We start from the raw sequence: 21,714 nt of genomic DNA on the forward strand, positions 1-21,714 counted from the left end.
CGTGCGCGTCGGTCAGACCGCCTCGATGCTCCCGAGATCGGCGGAGGCTGAACCGGGATGAGCGGCGGCGAACTGCTCGACCTCGGTGAGGTGCACGCCCATCATGAGGCGGGCGCGGTCGGGATCCCTGTCTGTGACGGCGCTCAGAATCGCCACGTGCTGCCGCTGCGTGTGCGCGGTGGCGCCCTGCTCGCTGATTGACCGCCAGAGCCGCGTCTGCACCGTCCGGCTCGAGAGCGCTTCGATGAGCGCCGCGAGCGCCGGATTCTTCGAGGCTTCCGCGATGACGCGGTGGAAGGCGATGTCAGCGTCGAGGATACGCTGGTGATCCTCGTTCGACGTCGGGTTTTCGCTCACCTCAGCCACGGACGAGACGGCAGCGGCAGCCAGCTCGAGCTGCTGATCGGTGGCACACAACGCGGCGCGCGATGCCGCCTCCATCTCGAGCACGCGCCGCACTGCGCTGATGTGTCCGATCTGCCCGTCCTGCTGCAGATCGACGAGGAAGCCCATCGGGGCGAGGAGAATCGACGGGTCGAGCGACGTCACGTAGGTGCCGTCCCCCTGACGCGTTTCCAGGATGCCCATGGCCGCGAGGGCGCGGACCCCCTCGCGGAGAGAGCTGCGGGACACCCCCAGCGTGGCGGCCAGGTCCGCCTCGATCGGAAGCTTTCGCCCGGGGACGAGAGCGCCACCGAGGATCATCTGCTTCACCTCTTGGACGACAACATCCGTCTGAGAGCGGGAGGCGGGCCGAGGCGCGGCCGGTGTCTTCATGATCCGAGGCTATCCGGTGGTGGCGGAGCGGCTCAGGCTGGCCGGATGACGAGTGTGTCGCCCGGTTTCGCCTCCCACGTCGCCCCCATCCGGGCGCCGTCCGCACCGAGCGCCACGAAGTGGAACGGCTCCACCTCGACCCGCCCGAGCACCGTCGCGACCCAGCCACCCGCCGGGACGGCGACCGTGAACGACCTCGCCGTCGACGCCTCGAGCTCCGCGTGAACGAGTCGGCGCTCGTGCCATTCGAGCGAGACGCGCACTCCGCCGCGGGCCCGGATGTTGCGCGCCTCTCCGGCGTGCCAGCGGGGCGGCACGGCGTTGAGGAGCCGGATCGAATCATTCTGGCTCTGCACGAGAGCTTCGACGATGCCGGCCGATCCGCCGAAGTTGCCATCGATCTGAAAGAGGTGCCCCTCGGGGTGCGTCTCGACGTCGACGGGGTGGAGGTCGAGGAGCGACGATGAGCTGAGGCCGTCCGTGAGCACGTCGAGCGAGTGCTCGACGAGGGAGGCGTCGCGCGTTCGCGCCGCAAGGCACAGGATCCAGGCCTGACTCCACCCGGTGTATCCACTGCCGTTGGCCACGCGATCCTCGAGAGCCCGTCGCGCGGCATGAAACATATCGGGAGACGCGTACTCATCGAACGAGGAGCCAGGGAAGAGGCCGAAGAGGTGCGAGGTGTGACGGTGGCCGCGCGCGCGGGGCTCCCAGTCCTCCGCCCACTCCTGGAGCGTTCCGTCGGAGCCGACCCGTGGCCTCCGAACGAGCGGCAGTGCCGCCCGCACAGAGGTGACGAGCTCGTCGTGGTTCCGGCCTGTCGCGTCAGCCTCCGCAAGGAGCCGCTCGAACAGCTCCAGCACGAGCGTCTGGTCCATCGTCACTCCGGCGCTCACGGCGAACGCCGCCTCATCGTCGGTCGGCCTGAAGCTGTGTTCTGGCGACGTGGACGGCGATACAGCGAGCGTGCCGTCTGTGTAGGGCTGCAGCAGCGACAGGGCGAAGCGGGCGGATCCCGCGAGGACGTCCCAGGCGCGCGCGCGGAGAGCGGCATCCTGGCCGGGGGCGAAATCGAGATGGTCCCAGAGCTGCAGGGTGAGCCAGAGTCCACCCGTCGGCCAGTTGGACCAGCTCGTGTCTGCCGGATCGATGCCACGCACGAGGTTCGAGAACCCCCAGATGTCGGTGTTGTGGTGCACGCACCACCCGCCGGCGCCATAGGTGCTCGCTGCCGTGCGCGCGCCGGTCGCCTCGAGCCCGAAGACGAGCTGGTGGAGGGGCTCGGCCAGCTCGCCGAGCCCACTGACGTCGGCCGGCCAGTAGTTCATCTCGACGTTGATGTTCGTCGTGTAGTTCGAGCTCCACCCGGGCCGGATGCTGTCGTTCCAGATTCCCTGCAGCGTGGCGGCCTGGGTGCCGGGCCGCGAGCTCGAAATGAGAAGGTACCGCCCGAGGTGGTGGTACAGCTCATCGATCTGGGTCTTCGAAGAAGAATCGCCCGGCGCGGGGACGAGTCGCAGATCGCTGCGATCGAACAGCTCCGCGTGCGCCGCTCGATGGCGTGCGCGCAGCTCCTCCGTGGACGTGCCTGCAACGCCGCGCAGTGTCTCGAGGACCTCCTCGGAGAGGGCGGCGCCGTCGGCGCTGGGGCGCTCCGATCGTCCGCGAAAGCCGTCGGCGGCCGCCACGAGCATCCGTGTTGTTGTGCCCGCCGTTCCCGGGGTGTCCACCGTCTGCACCAGGATTCCCACGGCGAACCCCATACCGGCGTCGACAAGACCGGCGTTGTCGGGCTCGCCGGTGTCGTAAACGACCGCATGCGGAACGTCGCCGAGGTACTGCGGGAGGACGCATGCCGGCGCGCGACCCGTCACGATATCGACGTGCTCGTCGCCTCCCGGAGCGAGCGCCGCTCGCTCGAGTCGGACAGGATGTGGCGAGCGGAAGACCGGCGCGGAGCCAGAGGGGCCTGGCTGCAAGACCTCCATGACCATGACCTGCTCGGTCGCACTCACGAAAGTCTCGACCTCGGTGCGGCCATCGGCGACGTCATAGGCGATCGTCGCGGCAGCGTGCGCCAGGTCGAGCGAGCGTGAGTAGCCGCCAGTGGGAAGATCGCCATAGGCCCAGTCGACGAAGCCGAGCGGCTCGTACGACTGCGTGTACCCGTCTGACTGCATGCGCGTCGCATGCTCCTCCGCAAGCGCCCACTCGCCGTCGCGCACAGCCTCACGGAGCGGGTCGAGAAAGCGTCGGGGCTCCTCACCGTCGGCCGGGGCGACCGCGAGCGGCCCACCCGACCAGAAGGTGTCGAGGTTGAGATCCACATGTTCTCGTCCGGCCCCACCGCGAACCGACGCGCCGAGCCGTCCGTTGCCGAGAAGGAAGGAATTGTTGAGTGATGTGGCCTGCTCGGCTCGGGTGAGGTCGAAGCGTTTCATTGAGGTGTCTCCGTGCGGGCGTCATGAGTGCAGACAATGGGCGGCGCTACGAGTTAATATCCTACCAATCACGAAGTTCAGGCTGGAATTCTAGACAAACGTCGGTGTGGACGCCGCATAGATCCTATGATTCGTCCGCACATCAAGGAGGCCCCTGCAGGGGGACGCCCACTATGCGTCGCGCGGCCCGTCTTTCTTGGGACGCGCCTCACGGGCCGCCTCGTGGGCTTCCCGGCCTTCAGCCTGCACCTCGCGGAGCACTGCGACGCGCTCCCGGTACTCGGCCGCGTCGATCTCGCCACGGGCGAAGCGTTCTGCGAGAACGACCTCGCCCAGGTGTCCGCCGAGTCCTCGGACGCCGCGGAAACCGCGTGGGCCGAAGTGGCCACCGCGACCGCCGAAGCCGGGGCCCCCGAATGGGAAGCCGGGGCCGAAGCCGGGCCGCTGGCCACGGCGATCGGAGTTGCTGTTGTTGTCTGTTTCGGGCTCGTGGCCCTCATCGAAGTTGTGAGTCATTGTGATGTTCCGTTCTAGGGATCGTGAGGCAGCCGTTCTGGCCGCTGAGATAGATACTCCTCCGATCGCTTCAGAACGGAATCCCCCTGCGGGATGCACCTCGCGCACTCCCCCGGGGGTAGCGGGCGACCTTACTTCTGCGCGCCCGGGCGCAGGCGCAGCTCCTGCATACCGCCGTCGACAGCGATGTTCGTTCCGGTCGTCGAGCGGCTGCGCGGGCTGGCCAGATAGCAGACGGCATCGGCGATCTCGGATGCCGCCACCAAGCGACCGTGCGGCTGTCGCGCCTCGAGGGCAAGACGCTCCGCCACCGGATCGTCGGCGCTGCCGAGGAGCCGGCCCACCCAGGGAGTATCGGCAGTTCCGGGCGACACACAATTGACCCGCACACCCTCGCGAAGGTGGTCAGCGGCCATCGCGCGGGTGAGCGAAAGCACAGCACCCTTCGACGCCGTGTACAGCGCACGCTGGGGCAGACCGGCGGTGGCGACGATCGAGCAGGTGTTCACGATCGCCGCCGCAGATGAGTGCCTGAGGTGGGGAAGGGCAGCGCGACTCACGCGGGCGATGCCCACCACGTTTACATTGAGCACTCGCGTCCACTCGTCGTCGGAGTTGTCCTCCACGGTTCCCTGTGCACCGATGCCCGCGTTGTTGATCACGATGTCGAGTGATCCGTACTCGGCGACCACGGCATCCACCGCTGACCGTACCGAGGCGTCGTCGCCAATGTCTGCCTGCAGGACGAGAGCATCCGCGTGCGCACCCTCGGTCGTCAGATCGAGCACCGCTACTCGGGCGCCACGATCGAGCAGCTCGGCGGCGATCGCAGCGCCTATGCCCGATGCGCCACCCGTGACGAGCGCCACGAGTCCGTCGAACTCCCGTGCAGCGAGTTCATGCGACACGGTGCGCGCCTATGCCTGGCCGAAGAGCTGGCGCTGGCGGCCGAGTCCCTCGATCTCGACCTCCACCATGTCGCCCGCAACGATGTAGGGGAACCGGCCAGACAGGGCGACGCCCTCGGGTGTGCCAGTGAGAATCACGTCGCCGGGGTCGAGAGCCAGATACTGGCTGAGGTGCCAGACGATGTGGTCGATGTCGAAGATGAGGTCGGCCGTCGTCGAGTCCTGCCGCGGTTGGCCATTGACCCAGCTGCGCAGCCGCAAGTCGCTCGCATCGACCTCGTCTGCCGTGACGAGCCATGGCCCGAGGGGCGTGAAACCGGGCGCCGACTTGCCCTTGCTCCACTGTCCGCCCGACTCCGCGAGCTGAAAGTCGCGCTCGGAGAGGTCGTTGCCCACGACATAGCCGGCGATGTGCCGCGCGGAGTCGGCGGGCGAATCGAGATACAGGGCGCGCGTGCCGATCACCACGCCCAGCTCGACCTCCCAGTCGGTCTTCACGCTGCGCTTCGGAATGTCGACGTCGTCGAAGGGTCCGCCGACCGAGTTGGTGGTCTTGAGAAACAGAATGGGAACCTGAGGCGGCGCAGCCCCCGATTCGGCAGCATGCGCCGCGTAGTTCTGGCCGATGCACAGGATCGCACCGGGCCGAGCGACGGGCGCACCCACACGCATATCCGCCGCTCCGTCGAGATCGGGCAGGGTGCCCGCGTCGCGCGCAGCTGCGATCTCCTCGAACACGGTGGATGCGAGGTGCGCGCCGTCGAGATCGGTCACGATGCCGCGCAGATCGAGATGACGATCGCCATCGATGAGCACGGGGATCTCGTGGCCGGCGGGGCCCAGTCTTGCGAGTTTCATCGGTACTTCCTCATCGTCAGTCTCGGCGGCCGAGCAGGTACGCCGTCATGCGAGCGGTGAACTCGACGTCGATCGAACGCTCCACGCCGTCGAGCCTGTTGATCGGTACGGCCTGCCGCACGCTCGACACCAGCCACAACGCGTCTGCGGAGGAGAGTTCAGCGATCGGCACGACCGCATACTCCGTCTTCATACCCTTAGCCTGCGCGAACTCGAAGACGCTCGCCTGGGTTGTTCCCGGGAGAATGCCCTGGTCTGTGCGCGGAGTCACCAGCGTGTCGCCCCTGCGCAGAATGACGTTCGACGTCGGGCCTTCGAGAACGAAGCCGTCGCTCGACGTGAAGATCACGTCGTCGGCGTCGCGGCGCTCGGCCTCGCGCAGCGCGGCACGATTCACGGCGTACGACAGGGTCTTGGCGCCCTGCAGCAGCCACGGAGAGGTCTGCGCGACGTCGTGCCTCAGCCCACGGTCGAGAGTGACGACCCGAATTCCTTCGGTGCGCGCGCCCGCGAAGTCTGCTGCCTCGGCCGCATAAACCCAGCCGGTCGGCACACCCGCGCCCTCTACCCCGCGGGTCATGACGGTCTTGATGTAGAGCTCTGCGACATCGTCGTGGGCGTCGATCGCGGCGAATACAGCCTGGCGGTAGAGGTCGAGATCAGGGTCGGGCAGATCGAGGAGTCGTGCCGAGCGAACGAAGCGGTCGAGGTGCGGCTCGAGCGCCTGGGCGCGGCCCCCGCACACGCTGATCGTCTCGAAAATGCCGTCGCCTCGGGTCACCCCGAGGTCCATGACGGAGACGTGCGGCGCCTCTGCATCGACCCTCACGCATCCGGAATCGGCGGAGACGAGAAACAGAACAGGGCGCGACGAACTCATACAAAGAAAGGTACTCGCACCCTGCGAAGGCCCGGACTAGCATCGAGCCATGATCGTCGTGACAACCAATGAGATTCCGGGCCACCGCATCGATGCCGTCTTCGGCGAGGTGATGGGCCTCACCGTGAGATCACGCGATATCGGCGCGCAGTTCACCGCCAGCTTCCGCGCCCTCGGAGGCGGCGAACTCCCCGAGATGACCAAGGCACTCTACGAGAGCCGCCAGGAGGTCATGCATCGCATGGTCGTCGAGGCCGAGTCGAAGGGTGCGAACGCCATCGTCGCCATGCGCTTCGACACCTCGGAGATGGGCACCAACTGGACAGAGGTCTGCGCCTACGGAACCGCCATCTTCGCCATTCCGCTGGGTCGCGGAGAGGCGGGAGCGACGGGTCAGTCGGTCTACCTCGTCGACTCCGCCGCGGGGACGCAGGCCCCGGCAGCCGCCGATCAGGCGTCATCCACCCAGCCTTAGAGGCGATCCGTCGTCGTTCGGCGTAGTTTTGTAGCCATGCGCGAAGAACAGGCCAACATCATCGAGGCCCTCACCGTCTTGCCCACGATCGACCCCGCAGCGGAGATCGAACGCCGCACATCGTTCCTGGTCGACTACCTGCTTCGAACAGGGGCCAAAGGGCTGGTGCTCGGCATCAGCGGCGGGCAGGACTCTTCTCTCGCAGGTCGACTGTGCCAACTGGCGGTCGAGAGACTCCAGGGCGAGGGCGTTGAAGCGACATTCATCGCCGTGCGTCTGCCCTACGGGGTGCAGGCCGATGAAGACGACGCCCAGCTCGCGCTGACCTTCATCAAGCCCCAACGCGTCGTCACCTTCGACATCAAGCGCGGCGTCGACGGCATCGCCGCCGAGTTCACCGACGCGGTCGGAACACCGATCACTGACTTCAACAAGGGCAACGTCAAGGCTCGCGCACGCATGATCGCCCAATACGCCATCGCGGGCGACGCAGGTCTGCTGGTCGTCGGAACCGACCACGCAGCCGAGGCCGTGACCGGCTTCTTCACCAAGTTCGGCGACGGCGGCGCCGATGTGCTTCCCCTGTCCGGCCTCACCAAGCGGCAGGGCCGGGCATTGCTCGAAGAACTGGATGCGCCCGAGCGTCTCTACCTGAAGGCCCCGACCGCCGACCTGCTCGACCACACGCCCGGCCAGACCGACGAGGCCAACCTGGGGCTCACATACTCCGACATCGACGACTTTCTCGAGGGCAAAGACGTCGAGGCCCGCGTGGCGGACGCCATCATCGCTCGGTACGTCGCGACAGAGCACAAGCGCTCCCTGCCCATCGGCCCGGCCGATGAGTGGTGGAAGTAAGAGGAGCTACTCAGTCGCGGCGATCGGCTGCTCAGTTCGGTCTGCCGCGTTGCTCATGTGCGTGATGAGGGTTTTCAGACGCCGGTCTGCCCTGCCAACATGGAGATCGCCCTGCATTGCAGGGCTCAGATCGATTCCGATCTGACCCCGTCAATCACGAAAGGCTCCATCAGCTCATGCCCACGATCACCCGCCGCAGGCTCACGCCGCTCGCCGCTGCCGCATCCCTGACGATAAGCCTCTTCGCCCTGACAGGCTGCAGCGTGCTCGACGCCGTGATGCCCAAAGACCAGGCCGTGCGAGACGACGAGACCAGCGAGGTCACCGAGGCCGGCCAGGCCGATGTGTTCACCATCGCGGTGGGCGACTGCTTCAACGACGTCGATGCGGAGGAGATCAGCGAGGTTCCCGTGGTTCCCTGCGACCAGCCCCACGATTACGAGGCCTACAGCGCATTCGACCTTGCGGGCGATGAGTTTCCTGGAGACGACGCGGTGACGCAGCAGGCCGGCGACGGCTGCACTCCGCCCTTCGCCGAGTTCAACGGTGTCGGCTACGACGATTCCACTCTGTACCTGGGCTACCTGCTTCCCACCAAAGACAGCTGGACGGAACAGGGCGACCGCGAGGTGCTCTGCTACATCTACGAAGAGAACGTGCAGACCACAGGAACCCTCAAGGGCGCCGCCCGCTGACGGGCGCTACGCGCGCCTCGCGCGATCTCGACGCCCAGCGCCATCGGGTCGGCCTCGGCGGGCGACAAGAGTGAGGATGCCGCCCGCCAGGCCGATTCCGAGGCCCGTGGCGGCGAGCAGCTCGAGCCCGCCCAAGCCGGTCGACGACAGCTGGCCGGAACCGCCGGAGCCGGACCCCGATCCGGAACCACCAGGCTCGCCTGGCGGCGGCGTCTCCCCCGGGCGCGGCGTGATCTCGACGTGTACCCCGACCCCGTCGTCGTCGATGCCCGCCGCCGTGGCGGCGATAGGGGCGGGCCCCGCCACAATGGCCAGCGTCAGGGAGCCGAGCAGCAGCATCCGTGACCCTCGAGAGGCGCGCAACCTCGCGCGTGAATCGTTCATGAGATGACCACCGATCTTCTACCTTCTTCTCGAGCCTCTTCGAGCAACTTCTCCACCTGTCGTTTGCGGCGCATGCGCCCCCACAGCAGGCCACCCACGATGAGCAGCACCGCCAGCAGCACAACGAGCTGCGACCACGGGATCGCCCAGACTTCGATGTTCTGTTGCAGCGCAGCTGCGGGTTCGCTTGCTTCGTTCGGCAGAATCACCGACTGCTCGACGGTGAGTGGATAGCGCAGCAGGCCCACGGGCCAGGCGCCCGGCACGTCGAGTTGAAAGGTGCGGCGATCGCCCGGCAGCAGTTCCACGGGCGCGGCGGCCTCGCCAGAGGCATCCGGCAGACGAACGCCCCCGGCGACAGTCGAGCCGCTCACCGAAAGCCGCGCGTTGCCGGTGTTCTCGAGCGTGTATTCGATGCGTGTCGAGCCGGGTTCGAAGGGGTTCCACGAGGAGCGGTACGCGGCCTCGCTCGAAACGACGGCCAGCGACGGTGCGATCTCGCCGGTCACCCTGGTCAGAACACGGAATCCCACCCTGCTCTCGACGCCGAGTGATGCGCCGCCCTCTGATCCGGTGGAGAAGATCGACGCTGCGAGTCCTGCGGCATGATCGCCCGGGGTGGCGTTCTCTGGAATGGTGATGTCGACAGGAACGACAGCCATGCCGCCCGGAGCCACCGTGACGTTCTCCTGAACGCCGACCCACGTGCCGGCATCGACCGATTCGGTGCCGTGCGGAAGCATGTTGAAACGCCCTTTGGCCGTGAAGTAACCATCGGCAGCATTGAGGGCGAAGGTGACCTCGGTCGTGCCGAGGTTGCGCACCGCGAGATGCTCTTGGATTTTCTCGCCCGGATCTCCCTCGAGCTCCATCCATGATCGGCCATCGGGGCCGTCGGCATCGGCGGGGGTCACAGACCACGTGATCGTGGGCTCGGCGGCGTCCGTCGCAGCCGGGGCGGCGACGGCCGAACCCATGCCGGCCAACGCGAGGCCGGATGCGACGGCGAGGGCGGTGAGGGCGGATGCGAGACGGGCGCCGAGTGCGGCTTCTCTGAATTTCACGAGCGGGTGACCTCGAATGCTGGGGCGAATGGTGCGGTGCGAGCGGGACTGCACGTTGAGGAGTGCAGCCCCGCCCAGGGTTACTACTCGAACAGAGACAGAGTCAGCGTCGAGGTGTAGCTGCCCGGCGCAACGGTTGCCGGGGTGCGCAGGAACAGGTTGGCGTTCGCCGTCCACTGGCCCTCGGACGCGACGGCGCCCGAGTCGATGGCGAGTGCGAGCAGCTCCTGGTCGACCAGGCCGACGCCGTCGGCTCCTCCTTCGATGGCGGTGTCTACCGGGTCACCTTCGGTGACCAAGCCGGAGTCGCCGCCGTTGATGAGGGCAGGAATCCAGCCGAGGTACTCGGCGCCAATCGGAGCCTGCCCGGCATCTCCCACGAAGTCTGTGGAGGAGCCGAGCACGTACCATCCGACATCGGCCGGGATGTCTTCGGGCGCGCGGGTGTCGGTGACCGTGACCGTCGGCAGGGTGCCGGTGAACTGGCGCACCAGCTCGGTCGAGCCGGTTTCGGTGAGAGTGGTCGATGTGCCGCCGACACTCATGGCGAGCACTCCGGGGCCTTCGATCTCAGCGATCTCGACATTCACGTCGACATCGTCGCTTCCGACTTCCTCGGCCGCCGCCGCACCGGCGAGGCCGGTCAGCAGCAAAGTTCCGACGACCACTGCCGAGGTGCGGGCAGCGAATTCTCGTTTACGCATTGTGGGTTCCATTTCATTCGATGCAGATGGTGCAGGGATAAGAGCTATAGGGATGACGTGGGGCGGCCGCGCCCGGAAGCCCGGCCGACCCACGTCGGGTTGGATCAGCCGCAGGGTTTGGCGTCGTATGACGCCGGCACCACGGTGCTCACAGGCTGGCCATCGACCGTGGCCGATGCCGTGACCGTCACCTCACCCGCCGGCAAAGAAGCCAGACGGGTCGTGAAGGCATGCGAACCGTTCTTCGTCGGCGCGACGGTGGCGATCGTCTTCGACCCATAAGCCGAATCGATCATCAGCTTCACAGGCACCGCGTCGTTGTTCGTCACCTGCACAGTCAGCAGCGCCTTGCCAGCAACACACCGCGAACCAGCAGTCGCCACCACATCCAGCACCGGGGCGGCGTCCGCCTCGGTGAACGACCAGGTGTCGACCTCGGCAAGGTTCTGGCCGGTCGGTCCGGTGAAGGTGAAGTACACATCGTGCACTCCTGTGACACCCTCGAGACCGGTCGAGACCTCGCCCCACTCGCCCACCGGCGAGTCGACATCGACGGAGGCGACCACAGCAGACGTGCGGTCGTCGAGACGAACCTCGATCTTTCCGCCGGCCACGAGAGCCTTGACCTTCGCTGTTACCGAACCGGCTCCGGTGTCGCCGAAGTCGACTGCAGAGAGCGACGTCCAGTCCCCGTTGTCGACGTCGTCGAGCACGAGGTTCGGAGCGTTCGTTCCGAACTGCGTGGAGCCGCCGTCGATCTTCTTGGTGGCGAGACCCTGCTGGTAGGCGATGGTCTCAGCCTCGAGCACGCTGTACGGATCGAGGTTCTTGATCTGATCCGGGCCGACGTAGTCGCCCACGACCTGCTGGATGGTGCCGTCTTCGTTGAAGGTCAGCTCCTGGATGTGCGTGCTGCGGTACCCCTGAGTGGTGTTGCCGTTGATGCGCTTGTTGAGCGTCGGAGCGTGGTAGGTGAAGTAGTACTTGCCATCGAGCTCGAACACCGACTGGTGGTTGTTGCCGCCCGTGCCCGCTCCGAAGAACTGGCCCTGGTTCGGGAACAGCACACCCTGATAGGTGCTCTTGTCCCACACCATCGGGTCATCAGACATCATGTAGCCGATCTGGCCGCCGCCCGGATAGCCGGGCAGTGCGGTCTGGTTGCCACCGAAGTCGCTGCCACCGAAGTGCGACGAATACGAGAGGTAGTACTTGCCCTCACGCTCGAAGACCTGCGAAGCCTCGAAGGCGACCGGAGCATCGACCACGACGGCTTCGCCGACGGTCGAGATCATGTCGTCTCCGAGCTTGATGGCCCTGATGTTCTTCGGGTTGTTGAAGCGCTCGGCGGCAGGAAAGCTCGTCGAGGCGGGACCGCCACCGAAGTAGAGGTAGCCCTGACCGTCGTCGTCGACGAGGGGGGCCGGGTCGAACAGCCAGTTGACGCCCTGAACTCCGGGGGTGCTGCTGTTGATCAGCGTGCTGGTGCGCTCACTCACCCAGGGACCGATGGGCGAGGTACCGGTGAGCACGTTGCTCGAGCCTCCGCCGTTGGCGTAGTAGAGGAAGTACTTGTCGACGCCGTTGATCGTCTTCTTGGCCATGCCCGGTGCCCAGGAGTTCGACGTGAACGGAGCGATTCCGTTCGGACCGGCGACCTGGATCTCACCGTGATCGGTCCAGTTCACGAGGTCCTCCGAGGAGATCACGGTGATCTGGTTGATGCTGCCGTAGTTGATCTGCGGCGAGATTCCCGTCGTCGGATCCGGAGCGTATCCCTGGGTGTCGTTCGTCATGTAGATGTACACACGACCGTTGTCGACGAAGCCGAAGGCGTCGGCGCCGAACTTGTGAGAGATCACGGGATTGTGCTCTCCGGGGTTCTTGCCGACCACCTCGATGGTCTTCGACGGAGCGGGGGGTGGCGGAGCGCCCACAAGGGAGACGTCGTCGACCTTGAAGTCCATCAGGTGTGTGGCAGGCGCACCCGCGGCCGTCGACGTCGAAGCCCACGGGGTCTCGAAGAACAGCCGTGCGGTGCCCACGCTCTGGGTCGACGGGATGGTGAAGTTGGCGCTGAGTGTGGCCCACTCGCCCTTCGTCGCGGTGACGCTGGCGAGGTTCGTGTACGTTCCTCCGCCGTAGTGCATTGTGGCGAAGAACTGCTTCGTCGCGGGCGACGCGGCGTTCTCGTACTTGATGCGCGCCTTGATCGTGTAGGTCTGTCCAGCCTGCACCTTGCCGGTGAGGTCTTGCATCGGGCCAGAGCCCGTCGTGAGCCGACCGGTGATCAGCGCTGCGGCGGCTCCGGTGGTCGCATCCGGCGTTGTGGCGAGAGTGCCACCATCGGTCGCGTTGCCGTTGTTCACGATCCAGTTCGCGGTTCCGCTTTCGAACCCACCGTTCACGATCAGTTCCTGATCGGCGGCGAATGACGCGCTTGCCGAGAACGACGACGCGAGAAGGGCGGCGAGAGCCACCCCCGCGAGTCCTATCTTCGACCGGTGTCTCCACCGGGATTGCACGAGCTGTTCCATTTATCCTCCTTGATTGCTGGACTTGGGTCGGGGGGGGTTCTCAGCCGCAGGGCTTGGCCTCGTATGGCGCCGGCACCACGGTGCTCACAGGCTGGCCATCGACCGTGGCCGATGCCGTGACCGTCACCTCACCCGCCGGCAAAGAAGCCAGACGGGTTGTGAAGGCATGCGAGCCGTTCTTCGTCGGCGCGACGGTGGCGATCGTCTTCGACCCATAAGCCGAATCGATCATCAGCTTCACAGGCACCGCGTCGTTGTTCGTCACCTGCACAGTCAGCAGCGCCTTGCCAGCAACACACCGCGAACCAGCCACGACCGTGACATCGATCGAGGGGGCAACGGCCGCTTTGAGCGTTCCGAGCTTCGCGAGTTGGTAGCTCAGGGCGCGCTCGGGGGCGTCGATCTGGTTCTGGGATCCGAAGCCTGACGCCTGCGCATCCGTCGCCTTCTGCAGCGCCGTCTGCATAACGCTCCATTCCTCTGCGGGGTAGTCGGCGGCATCCAGCGTTGAGGCGTGCGCGATCGCGGCGTCGAGATCGCCCGTGTCGAGCGGCAGATTCTGCGCGGTCAGCGTGTCGCTGAGTAGGAAGTCTTCGAAGTCGACGTGGCCTCCCGTGGACTGGGTGGCGTAGGTGAACAGTCCGACGCGGTGGCCCATGAAGTGCGCGAGGCTGCCATCGAGACTCTGCGGCCCGACTCGACCACCCAGGGCCGTCCACTCGGTTCCGTCGAGGCTGTAGTAGAACGTGGTCCACAGTTGCCCGTTCGTGGTGAAGTCGAGATCGGCCTTGAGGTGCACGACGGTGTTCTCGCCAAGAGCAGCCGTGCTTCCGGGCACGAAGGTCTCGATGGCGGCCTGGTCGACAGCTGCGGTGAACGGCTGCACCCGGTTGACGACGCCCACGGTGTTGACCCCGTCGACACGCTTCACCGCGACGTATGAGAAGCCTCGGTTGTAGGCGGCGAGACCCGCGACGTCGCCATCGTGCATCTCAGCGATGTCGAGAGTCGTCTCCACCGATTGGCGCGGACCGAAGGCGCGTTGCGACAGGGTGTTGCGCGCCTCTTCGAACCAGGCGAGCTCGGCCTTGTCGGAGAGCTTCGAGTGCGTGTAGCCGCCGGTAACGACCTTGCCGGCGGTCAGGCGCAGCCAGCCGTCGCGGTCGGTGAGCGACCAGTAACGGTTGTCGGGGGCATGGTTCCATTCCCACGGAAGGTCAAGGCGCGAGCCGTTCGGCTCGATCTCTTCGGCGGTCGGCTGCTCGACCGTGACCTGATTCCCGACGATCGAGACGTCGTCGACGAGGTAGCTGACCGAGGAGGAGGCCGGCTGGGGTTGGCCCCAGGGCGTCTCTATCGCGAACTTCACCGATGCGACGTTGGCCGTCTGCGGCATCGTGTAGGTGCCCGTGACCTGGGTCCATTCGCCGGCCGGTACCGACTTCGACACCATCGTCTGCACACCCGAGCCCCAGTCGGCGGTGAGATTGAACTGGATGCTGGCGGGGGCGCCGGAGTACTTCACCTTCGCGGAGACCGTATAGGTGATGCCCCTCTGCAGGGTGTTCGCGAGCACCTGGTTAGGGCCGGATCCGTTGAGCGTGCGGTTGATCACCGACAGGGCGGATGCGCCTGATGCGGCGTCAGTGGAGACCGCCACGGCGGCGCCGTACTGGCTGCCCCAGGGTGCCACCCCGGCGGATTCGAAGCCGGGATTCTGCAGGAGCTCGACGCCGAGCAGGGACTCGTCGTAGCTCGGCCCGTCGGGGATCGTCCAGTCTTCGTGCTGGTAGGCGCGGTCGGGCGCATCGTTGTCGAAGTCGTCCGACACCACCAGGCTCTTCTGCCGCTGAAACAGCTCCTCCTCAGGCGTCAGTCGGATGGGCTTCTCGAACAGCCCGTTCACCGGAACCGAGCCGTTGTTGCCGAAGGTCGGCCAGCCATCGGTCCAGGTAGCCGGGATGAGCGCGGGCACGCGCCCCGTTGGGAAGGTGTCGCGGAAGAACATGCCGTGCCAGTCGGTGGTGCCGTCGGCTCTGGTGATGGGAACGAGACTGCCCTGTGCGAAGCCGTTGGAGTTGAGCACCCCGCGCGCCTCGTAAGGGTTGCTGCCGTCGGCCGTGGCGTACCTGCCGAGCAGGTCCTCGGAGCGGAACAGCGCCACCTGGCGACCCTGGCCGGACGGCCACGTGATGATCACGATGTAGTAGTACCCATCGATGTACTGCACCTGGGCGCCCTCGAACAGGCCACCGAGAAAGCTCGATCCCGGGTAGTCGGCGGGCCGGAGGATGTTGGAGTACTCGGCGACGACCTGGGTGAGGTCGCTGTTGAGCTTGACTGCGCTCGTCGAACCCGAGCCGTAGAAGATGTAGGGGGTGCCGCCGTCGTTCTCGTCGAAGAAGAGCGACGGGTCGTGGAACGACCGGCCGAGGGCGACCTTGCTCCAGGACCCGCTGTCGATATCGTCGGTCGAGTAGATGTACGAGCCTCCGAGGTTGTTCGTATTGAAGGCCACGTAGAAGCGACCGTCGTGGTAGCGAAGCGAGGAGGCCCACTGACCCTGGCCATACGACGTCTGGCCATTGCGCAACGAGAACGAGTCGCCGATGCTCGCCCGGTCGAAGACGTAGTTGACCGTCTCCCAGTTGACGAGGTCGTACGACTTCATGATCGGAGCGCCGGGGCTCAGGTGCATCGTGGTGCTGATCATGTAATACAGGTCGCGGCCCTCGTCGTTCTCCGCCGCCGGGACCATCTCGACACTGACGTCGGGAACGTCGGCGTTGAACAGCGGTACCGAGTAGCTGCCGTCTCCCTTGTCGGTCGACGTGTACGACGACGGTGGATTCCACCCGTCGGCTGCGCTCGCACTCTCCGGTGATTCGACGAGTCCGGTGGCGATCAGCGTGGTTGCTATGAGAGCGGTAACAATTGCGGCGCCGGATTGGCGTGTCGCGACCGGCGAAGACGTTGAGAGAGGTGATCTCATTCCAGCTCCTTTGCTGTGGCGAGACGAATCAGCCGCGGTCTGAACACCGCGATCAAGGCCCATCCCCCGTGAGGGGGTGGCCTTCGTCAGGATGTTACCGGGAACAATCAAAAGCGGTCAAGAGAAATGCGCAAAGTTTGTTAGCGCTCACAAATAGACGCGCAGAGATCGGCGCGACAAGCCGAGGATCGCGAGCTCTACAGCGAGGCGGGCCGGGGCGGGGCGGTCGACTCCCGCACCACGAGCCGGCTGGGAATCTTCACGTGTCTCGTGGCGACCTCCGACTCGAGCGCGGAGCGAAGAACCTCGAGCGCTTTCACGCCGAGAGCCGTGAAATCCTGTTCCACGGTGGTGAGAGGTGGCCAGAGGTGACGAGAGGTGGGCAGATCGTCGAAACCGACCACGCTGACATCGCCCGGCACCGCGATACCACGGTCGTGCAAGCCGTGCATCACGCCGAGCGCCAGGTCGTCGTTCGCGGCGAAGATCGCCGTGTACTCGGGCATCTCCGTGAGCGCCGAGGCAAATGCGTATCCCGTGTCTGCAGTCCAGTCACCCAGCACGTGGGGCCGCTTCGGCAGGCCGAGCTTGCGGATGCGAGCGTGGAAAGCCCTCACACGCACCTGGGCATCAGACCAGTCGAGTGGACCGGCGATGTGCAGGATGTGCCGGTGACCGAGCTCTGCCAAATGGTCGACCAAGAGATTGGTGCCCAGAACCTGATCGACCCCCGCCGTGAGAAAGGTGCGATCCGCCATCGACTTGATCACCAGAACCGGCACGGCGATCGACATCTGACGCAGCGCGACAAGTGACGACGTGCGCGGCGCGATCATGCAGAGGGCATCGACCCCCTGAGCGAGCAGGTGCTCCACCGACTGCGTCGGAGTCAGCTTGCCGTGATGACTCGTCGCCGTCGTCAAGGTGTACCCCATGTCGCGGGCGGCCTCTTCGATGGCGCGAATGGTGCTCATCGGGCCGTATTCGACGGCGCTCTCCACCACGACGCCGATTTGCCTCGAGCGATGGGTGGCGAGGGCTCTCGCCGCGGTGCTCGGCGTGAAGTTGAGCTCGCTGATCACGTCGAGCACACGCTGGCGTGTGGCGGGCCGAATGTTCGTGTGGCCGTTGAGCACTCGCGAGACGGTCATGTGCGACACCCCTGCGAGGGATGCGACAAGACGGATTCCGGTCTTGCCAGGCTGATCGCTCACATCCATCGCCGCCTTCGTTCTCCGCGAGAGGGAGACACTCGATTTTACAGCCGACGACAGGGCGCCAGACGCTATTGTCGGTGCATGGCATCCAGTTACGACTTCTTCATCGCGGGCGATCACGACGCCGCGAAGACCATCATCGGCAACGCGCTCACAGCCGAGGGGTTCACCATCACCATCAATACCGACGGCGGGTTCCACGCCGTTCGCGGCAGCACTGCGGCCACCGTTCTTTGGGGAGGGCTCGCGGGCAAGAAGCTGCACATGTCATTCGACACGCAGTTCTTCGTCGACGACCGCGGCCAGCTCGTCGCGCGCCTCAAGCGCGACCTCGCGGTGGGCGCTCTGAAGGGCGGAGCGATCGGCGCAACGAAGACCGCGAACGCGTTCGAAGCAACCTCGCACGCAATCGGCACGGCGCTCACAAACGCCGGCGTGCTGACCTCCAGCATCGCCAACTAGACGACAAGAGTCGGCCTCAGGGCACGAAGCGGTATCCCATCCCGGCCTCTGTCAGCAGGTGCCGGGGCCTCGCCGGCTCCCGCTCGAGCTTCTTGCGCAGCTGGGCGAGATACACGCGCAGATATCCAGAGTCGTTCGTGTGGTTCGGGCCCCAGACAGCGGTCAGCAGAGCGGCTCGCGTCACGAGCCTGCCGGGGCTTCGTACGAGGGTCTCGAGAATGATCCATTCCGTGGGCGTGAGCCGCACGGTCTCGTCGCCGCCGGCATCCGTTCGTCTCGTCGCCTGTTTCGCCGAGAGGTCGATCGTGACATCGCCGAAGGTCACGAGGGCCTCGTCGCCCGCCGTGGGCACCCGCCGGGTCAGGGCACGGATGCGCGCCAGCAGTTCGTCGATCGCAAACGGCTTCGTGACATAGTCGTCGGCGCCCGCGTCGAGGGCCAGCACCTTCTCCGCCCCGTCCGTTCTGCCCGAAACCACGAGAATCGGCACCTGTGACCAGCCGCGAATGCCCTCGATGACCTCGATGCCGGTGAGCTTGGGCATGCCGAGATCGAGCATGACCAGATCTGGATGCTGGTCGATCGCCGCGTTGAGCGCCTCGGCCCCGTCACGTGCCACCACAACGTCGTAGCCGCGGGCGCGCAGCGTCACGGAGAGAGCACGCAAGATCTGCGGGTCGTCGTCGGCGATCAGAATCTTCATGGCTTCTCCTCGGCGGAATCCTTCGACGGTTCAGCGATGCCCGGTTCAGCGATGCCTGGCCCAGCGACACCCGGTTCTGTCACACTCGGCGCCGTCGGCAACGAGACGACCATGGTCAGGCCACCGCCCGGAGTGTCTTCAGCCTCGATGGTTCCGCCCATGCCTTCGACGAAGCCCTTCGAGAGAGCGAGGCCCAGACCGAGACCCGTGGAGTTGTCGGTGTCGCCCAGCCGCTGGAACGGAACGAACACCTCGTCACGCCGATCGCCCGGAATCCCCGGACCGGTGTCCACAACACGGAGCTCCACCCGCCCCTGAAAGCTGCTGGCCGAGAGCCTGATGCGCGTCTCGGCCGGAGCGAAGCGCACGGCATTCGAGAGCAGGTTCACGAGCACCCGTTGCAGCAGCACCGGGTCGGCCAGAACGGGTGGCAGGTCGTCTGCGGCGACGGCGAGCTCCACGGATTCCGGGCCGAGCCCGAGTTCGTCGAGAGCGGGCACGATCACATCGTCGATGTCGAGCGGAATAATCGACACGGCGAGCACCCCCGCCTCGACCCGGCTCACATCGAGCAGATCGGTCACGAGCTCCGCAAGCGTATCGAGGCTCTCTTGCGCGGTGTCGAGCAGCTCGGCGCGATCAGCCCCGCTGAGCTCGACCTCCGTCGAACGCAGCCCGCTCACTGCAGCGGTCGCGGCGGTCAACGGGCGACGCAGGTCGTGGCCGACGGCGGCGAGAAGTGCACTGCGCATGCGATCGGCGACCGCCAGTGGCTTCAACTCCTGGGCCGTGGCCGAGAGGTCGCGGTGCTCGAGGGCCTGCTCGATCTGCGCCGCGATGACGCCCAGCAGGCGTCGCTCGGATGCGGCCAGGTCGGGCCCGCGCAGCTCGAGCACAGCCCGGTCGCCGACCGGCACGGTCGAGACGCTCCCGCTCGTCGAGCCGGTCGAGACGCGTTTTCCTTCGACAGGCTCAGGAAACGGGCCGGGTTCTGGCGACGAGTCCTCCGCCAGCACCTCTCCCCCGCTGCCGACCAGTCGCACCTCGTCGAGCCGGAACGCCTCGCGGGTGCGAGCCAGGAGGGCCTGCAGCGCATCCTGCCCGCGCAGCACGCTGCCGGCGACCATGGCGAGCAGCTCCGACTCCGCGGCGGCCCGCCGCGCCTGCCGCGAGCGCCTCGCCGCCGTGTCGACGACCACGCTCACGAGCACCGCATTCACCACGTAGAGCGCGAGCGCGAGCAGATGAATGGGTTCGCTCACCGTGACGGTGTACAGCGGAGCGACGAAGAAGAAGTCGAGCGTGAGGCCCGACAGCAGGGCGGCGAAGAGAGCGGGCCAGATGCCCCCGAGCAGGGCCACGAGCACAACGAGCAGCTGGAATGTCAACACATCGGAGGTGATCGACTCGTCGCTGCGCAGAACAACGAGCAGCCAGGTCACCAGCGGGCCGCCAACCAGCGCGAGCCCGAAGCCGAGAAGACGGCGTCGCATCGTGAGCGATCCGCTGAACTTCGGCAGCGACAGCCGGCCGCCGGCGGCGGCGTGGGTCACGATGTGCACGTCGATGTCGCCCGAGGCACGAACGACAGTGGAGCCGATTCCCGGACCCGAGAGGGCCGCACTCAATCGGCTGCGCCGGCTGACGCCGATCACGAGCTGGGTCGCGTTCACGCCGCGGGCGAAGTCGACGAGCGCCGCCGGGATATCGTCGCCGACGACCTGATGAAAGGTTCCTCCGAGCGATTCGACCAGCACGCGCTGGGCGGCGAGGGCTCCCGGATGCGCTGCGCGGAGGCCATCCTGGCTGGTCACGTGCACCGCGACCAGGTGACCACCGGCCGAGCGGGCGGCGATGCGCGCACCGCGCCGCAGCAGCGTCTCGCCCTCGGGCCCGCCGGTCAGCGCCACGACCACGCGCTCCCTGGCCTCCCAGGTGTTGGATATGCCGTGGGCCGCGCGATAGTTCGTGAGGGCCGAGTCGACCTCGTCGGCCAGCCAGAGCAGGGCGAGCTCGCGCAGCGCAGTGAGGTTGCCGAGGCGAAAGTAGTTCGAGAGTGCGGCGTCGATGCGCGCGGCCGGGTACACGCGTCCGTCGGCCAGGCGGTCACGCAGCGCCTGCGGGGCCAGGTCGACGACCTCGAGCTGATCGGCCGAGCGCACGATGGAGTCGGGCACGGTCTCCTGCTGACGCGCACCCGTGATCTGCTCGACCACGTCGGTGAGCGACTCGATGTGCTGGATGTTGACGGTCGTCATCACGTCGATGCCGGCATCCAGCAGGGTCTCGACGTCGTTCCAGCGTTTCTCGTGCCTCGACCCGGGAGCGTTGCTGTGCGCCAGTTCGTCGACGAGAGCCACATCCGGATGCCGCTCGAGCACGGCATCGAGATCCATCTCGCTCAGCGTCACCCCGCGATGGGTCACCGACAGGCGCGGAACGACCTCGAGGCCGCCCAGCATCTTCGCGGTGGCCGAGCGTCCGTGGGTCTCGACGACCGCCACGACCACATCTCGGCCCTCGGCGGCAAGCCGGGCTCCCTCTTCGAGCATCGTGTACGTCTTGCCGACGCCGGGCGCGGCACCGAGCAGCACACGCAGACGGCCGCGCCCCATGGTCAGTGAGCCATCGATGCGAGCGCGAGATTCAACTCGAGCACATTGACGGTCGGGTCGCCGAGAATTCCAAGATCCCGGCCGTGAATAAACGACTCGACGAGAGCCGAGACCTTGGCCTCGGGCAGGTCGCGCGCCTCGGCTACGCGAGCCACCTGCAGCCTCGCGTACTCGGGGCTGATCTGGGGGTCGAGACCGGATGCCGATGCGGTCACGGCGTCAGCGGGAACCTCGGACTCCGACACGCCTTCGAGTTTAGCCACCGCGGCGCGACGGTCGCCGATCGCCTTGATGAGGTCGGCGTTCTCGGGGCCGAGGTTGCTTCCGCTCGAGGCGGTGCCGTCGTATCCGCTGCCCGCAGCCGACGGCCTCGACTGGAACCACTGGGGAAGAGCATTGCCGTCAGCGTCGGTGAAGGACTGCCCGATGAGGGCCGAGCCGACGACCTGGCCGTCGGCATCCGATACCAGCTGGCCGCTGGCCTGGGCCGGCAGGGCCAACTGGCCGATGCCGGTGACCACGGCCGTGTAGCCGATGCCGAGAACGACGGTGAGGACCACCATCGCTCGCACGGCGACCCAGTACTGGCGGCCGTTGCGTGAACGTGAACTCATTTTCGTGCTTCTTT

Annotated in this window: 19 protein-coding genes; 4 read left to right on the forward strand and 15 right to left on the reverse strand. The window is 66.5% G+C overall.

Annotated elements, in window-relative coordinates; translation table 11 throughout:
- Positions 1–12 precede the first annotated feature (12 nt).
- The 6 genes from TZ00_RS08415 to TZ00_RS08440 all read right to left on the reverse strand — a co-directional run bounded on the left by TZ00_RS08415 (position 13) and on the right by TZ00_RS08440 (position 6,380).
- Positions 13–777, reverse strand: a complete 765-nt coding sequence (locus TZ00_RS08415) for a FadR/GntR family transcriptional regulator (protein ID WP_044440819.1) — start codon at positions 775–777, stop codon at positions 13–15.
- 32 nt (positions 778–809) lie between these two features.
- Positions 810–3,218 carry a glycosyl hydrolase family 95 catalytic domain-containing protein gene (locus TZ00_RS08420; RefSeq protein ID WP_052521413.1) on the reverse strand — a complete coding sequence of 803 codons (2,409 nt, stop codon included), beginning with the start codon at positions 3,216–3,218 and terminating at the stop codon, positions 810–812.
- A 171-nt stretch (positions 3,219–3,389) separates the two neighbouring features.
- Positions 3,390–3,734, reverse strand: coding sequence for an SHOCT domain-containing protein (locus TZ00_RS20360; protein ID WP_044440821.1), 345 nt, complete (start codon positions 3,732–3,734; stop codon positions 3,390–3,392).
- A gap of 131 nt (positions 3,735–3,865) precedes the next feature.
- Complete coding sequence (locus TZ00_RS08430; protein ID WP_044440822.1) at positions 3,866–4,642, reverse strand: SDR family NAD(P)-dependent oxidoreductase; 777 nt, start codon at positions 4,640–4,642, stop codon at positions 3,866–3,868.
- A gap of 9 nt (positions 4,643–4,651) precedes the next feature.
- Positions 4,652–5,500 (reverse strand): fumarylacetoacetate hydrolase family protein, encoded by an 849-nt coding sequence (locus tag TZ00_RS08435; RefSeq protein WP_044440823.1) that lies wholly within the window; start codon positions 5,498–5,500, stop codon positions 4,652–4,654.
- Between the two features lie 16 nt (positions 5,501–5,516).
- The gene (locus TZ00_RS08440; protein WP_044440825.1) at positions 5,517–6,380 is read right to left on the reverse strand and encodes an aminodeoxychorismate lyase; all 864 of its coding nucleotides are present in this window, start codon (positions 6,378–6,380) and stop codon (positions 5,517–5,519) included.
- 49 nt (positions 6,381–6,429) lie between these two features.
- Between TZ00_RS08440 and TZ00_RS08445 the strand changes: the two genes are divergently transcribed.
- From TZ00_RS08445 to TZ00_RS08455, 3 genes are all read left to right on the forward strand, one after another.
- On the forward strand, positions 6,430–6,855 hold the full coding sequence (locus TZ00_RS08445) for a YbjQ family protein (RefSeq protein WP_044440828.1): 426 nt from the start codon (positions 6,430–6,432) through the stop codon (positions 6,853–6,855).
- Between the two features lie 36 nt (positions 6,856–6,891).
- Positions 6,892–7,713 (forward strand): ammonia-dependent NAD(+) synthetase, encoded by an 822-nt coding sequence (nadE, locus tag TZ00_RS08450; protein WP_044440830.1) that lies wholly within the window; start codon positions 6,892–6,894, stop codon positions 7,711–7,713.
- Positions 7,714–7,889: 176 nt separating this feature from the next.
- Positions 7,890–8,408 carry a septum formation family protein gene (locus TZ00_RS08455; protein WP_044440832.1) on the forward strand — a complete coding sequence of 173 codons (519 nt, stop codon included), beginning with the start codon at positions 7,890–7,892 and terminating at the stop codon, positions 8,406–8,408.
- A 6-nt stretch (positions 8,409–8,414) separates the two neighbouring features.
- On the opposite strand, the gene TZ00_RS08460 is transcribed toward TZ00_RS08455, so the two are convergent.
- The 6 genes from TZ00_RS08460 to TZ00_RS08485 all read right to left on the reverse strand — a co-directional run bounded on the left by TZ00_RS08460 (position 8,415) and on the right by TZ00_RS08485 (position 17,309).
- The gene (locus tag TZ00_RS08460; protein WP_152631125.1) at positions 8,415–8,792 is read right to left on the reverse strand and encodes a hypothetical protein; all 378 of its coding nucleotides are present in this window, start codon (positions 8,790–8,792) and stop codon (positions 8,415–8,417) included.
- Positions 8,789–9,856 carry a COG1470 family protein gene (locus TZ00_RS08465; protein ID WP_044441386.1) on the reverse strand — a complete coding sequence of 356 codons (1,068 nt, stop codon included), beginning with the start codon at positions 9,854–9,856 and terminating at the stop codon, positions 8,789–8,791. The genes TZ00_RS08460 and TZ00_RS08465 overlap by 4 nt, the downstream gene beginning before the upstream one ends.
- Before the next feature lie 83 nt (positions 9,857–9,939).
- On the reverse strand, positions 9,940–10,560 hold the full coding sequence (locus TZ00_RS08470; protein WP_152631126.1) for a hypothetical protein: 621 nt from the start codon (positions 10,558–10,560) through the stop codon (positions 9,940–9,942).
- A 104-nt stretch (positions 10,561–10,664) separates the two neighbouring features.
- On the reverse strand, positions 10,665–13,097 hold the full coding sequence (locus tag TZ00_RS08475; RefSeq protein WP_044440835.1) for a family 43 glycosylhydrolase: 2,433 nt from the start codon (positions 13,095–13,097) through the stop codon (positions 10,665–10,667).
- Between the two features lie 40 nt (positions 13,098–13,137).
- The gene (locus tag TZ00_RS08480) at positions 13,138–16,089 is read right to left on the reverse strand and encodes a family 43 glycosylhydrolase (protein WP_084606038.1); all 2,952 of its coding nucleotides are present in this window, start codon (positions 16,087–16,089) and stop codon (positions 13,138–13,140) included.
- 197 nt (positions 16,090–16,286) lie between these two features.
- Positions 16,287–17,309, reverse strand: a complete 1,023-nt coding sequence (locus TZ00_RS08485; protein WP_052521415.1) for a LacI family DNA-binding transcriptional regulator — start codon at positions 17,307–17,309, stop codon at positions 16,287–16,289.
- A gap of 78 nt (positions 17,310–17,387) precedes the next feature.
- Here TZ00_RS08485 and TZ00_RS08490 point away from each other — a divergent pair, with 78 nt between their 5' ends.
- Entirely contained in the window at positions 17,388–17,768 is a 381-nt protein-coding gene (locus TZ00_RS08490) for a hypothetical protein (protein WP_052521416.1), read from the forward strand.
- Positions 17,769–17,784: 16 nt separating this feature from the next.
- Here the strand turns inward: TZ00_RS08490 and TZ00_RS08495 are convergent, their stop codons facing one another.
- From TZ00_RS08495 to kdpC, 3 genes are read right to left on the reverse strand one after another with little or no spacing between them, the layout of a single operon-like run.
- Positions 17,785–18,471 carry a response regulator gene (locus TZ00_RS08495; RefSeq protein WP_044440837.1) on the reverse strand — a complete coding sequence of 229 codons (687 nt, stop codon included), beginning with the start codon at positions 18,469–18,471 and terminating at the stop codon, positions 17,785–17,787.
- Positions 18,468–21,086, reverse strand: coding sequence for a DUF4118 domain-containing protein (locus tag TZ00_RS08500; RefSeq protein WP_044440839.1), 2,619 nt, complete (start codon positions 21,084–21,086; stop codon positions 18,468–18,470). Before TZ00_RS08500 ends, TZ00_RS08495 begins: the two co-directional genes overlap by 4 nt.
- 2 nt (positions 21,087–21,088) lie before the next feature.
- Entirely contained in the window at positions 21,089–21,700 is a 612-nt protein-coding gene (kdpC, locus tag TZ00_RS08505; RefSeq protein WP_044440841.1) for a potassium-transporting ATPase subunit KdpC, read from the reverse strand.
- Between the last annotated feature and the right edge of the window lie 14 nt (positions 21,701–21,714).

This window comes from Agreia bicolorata, from assembly GCF_000938265.1.
Lineage (GTDB): Bacteria > Actinomycetota > Actinomycetes > Actinomycetales > Microbacteriaceae > Agreia > Agreia bicolorata.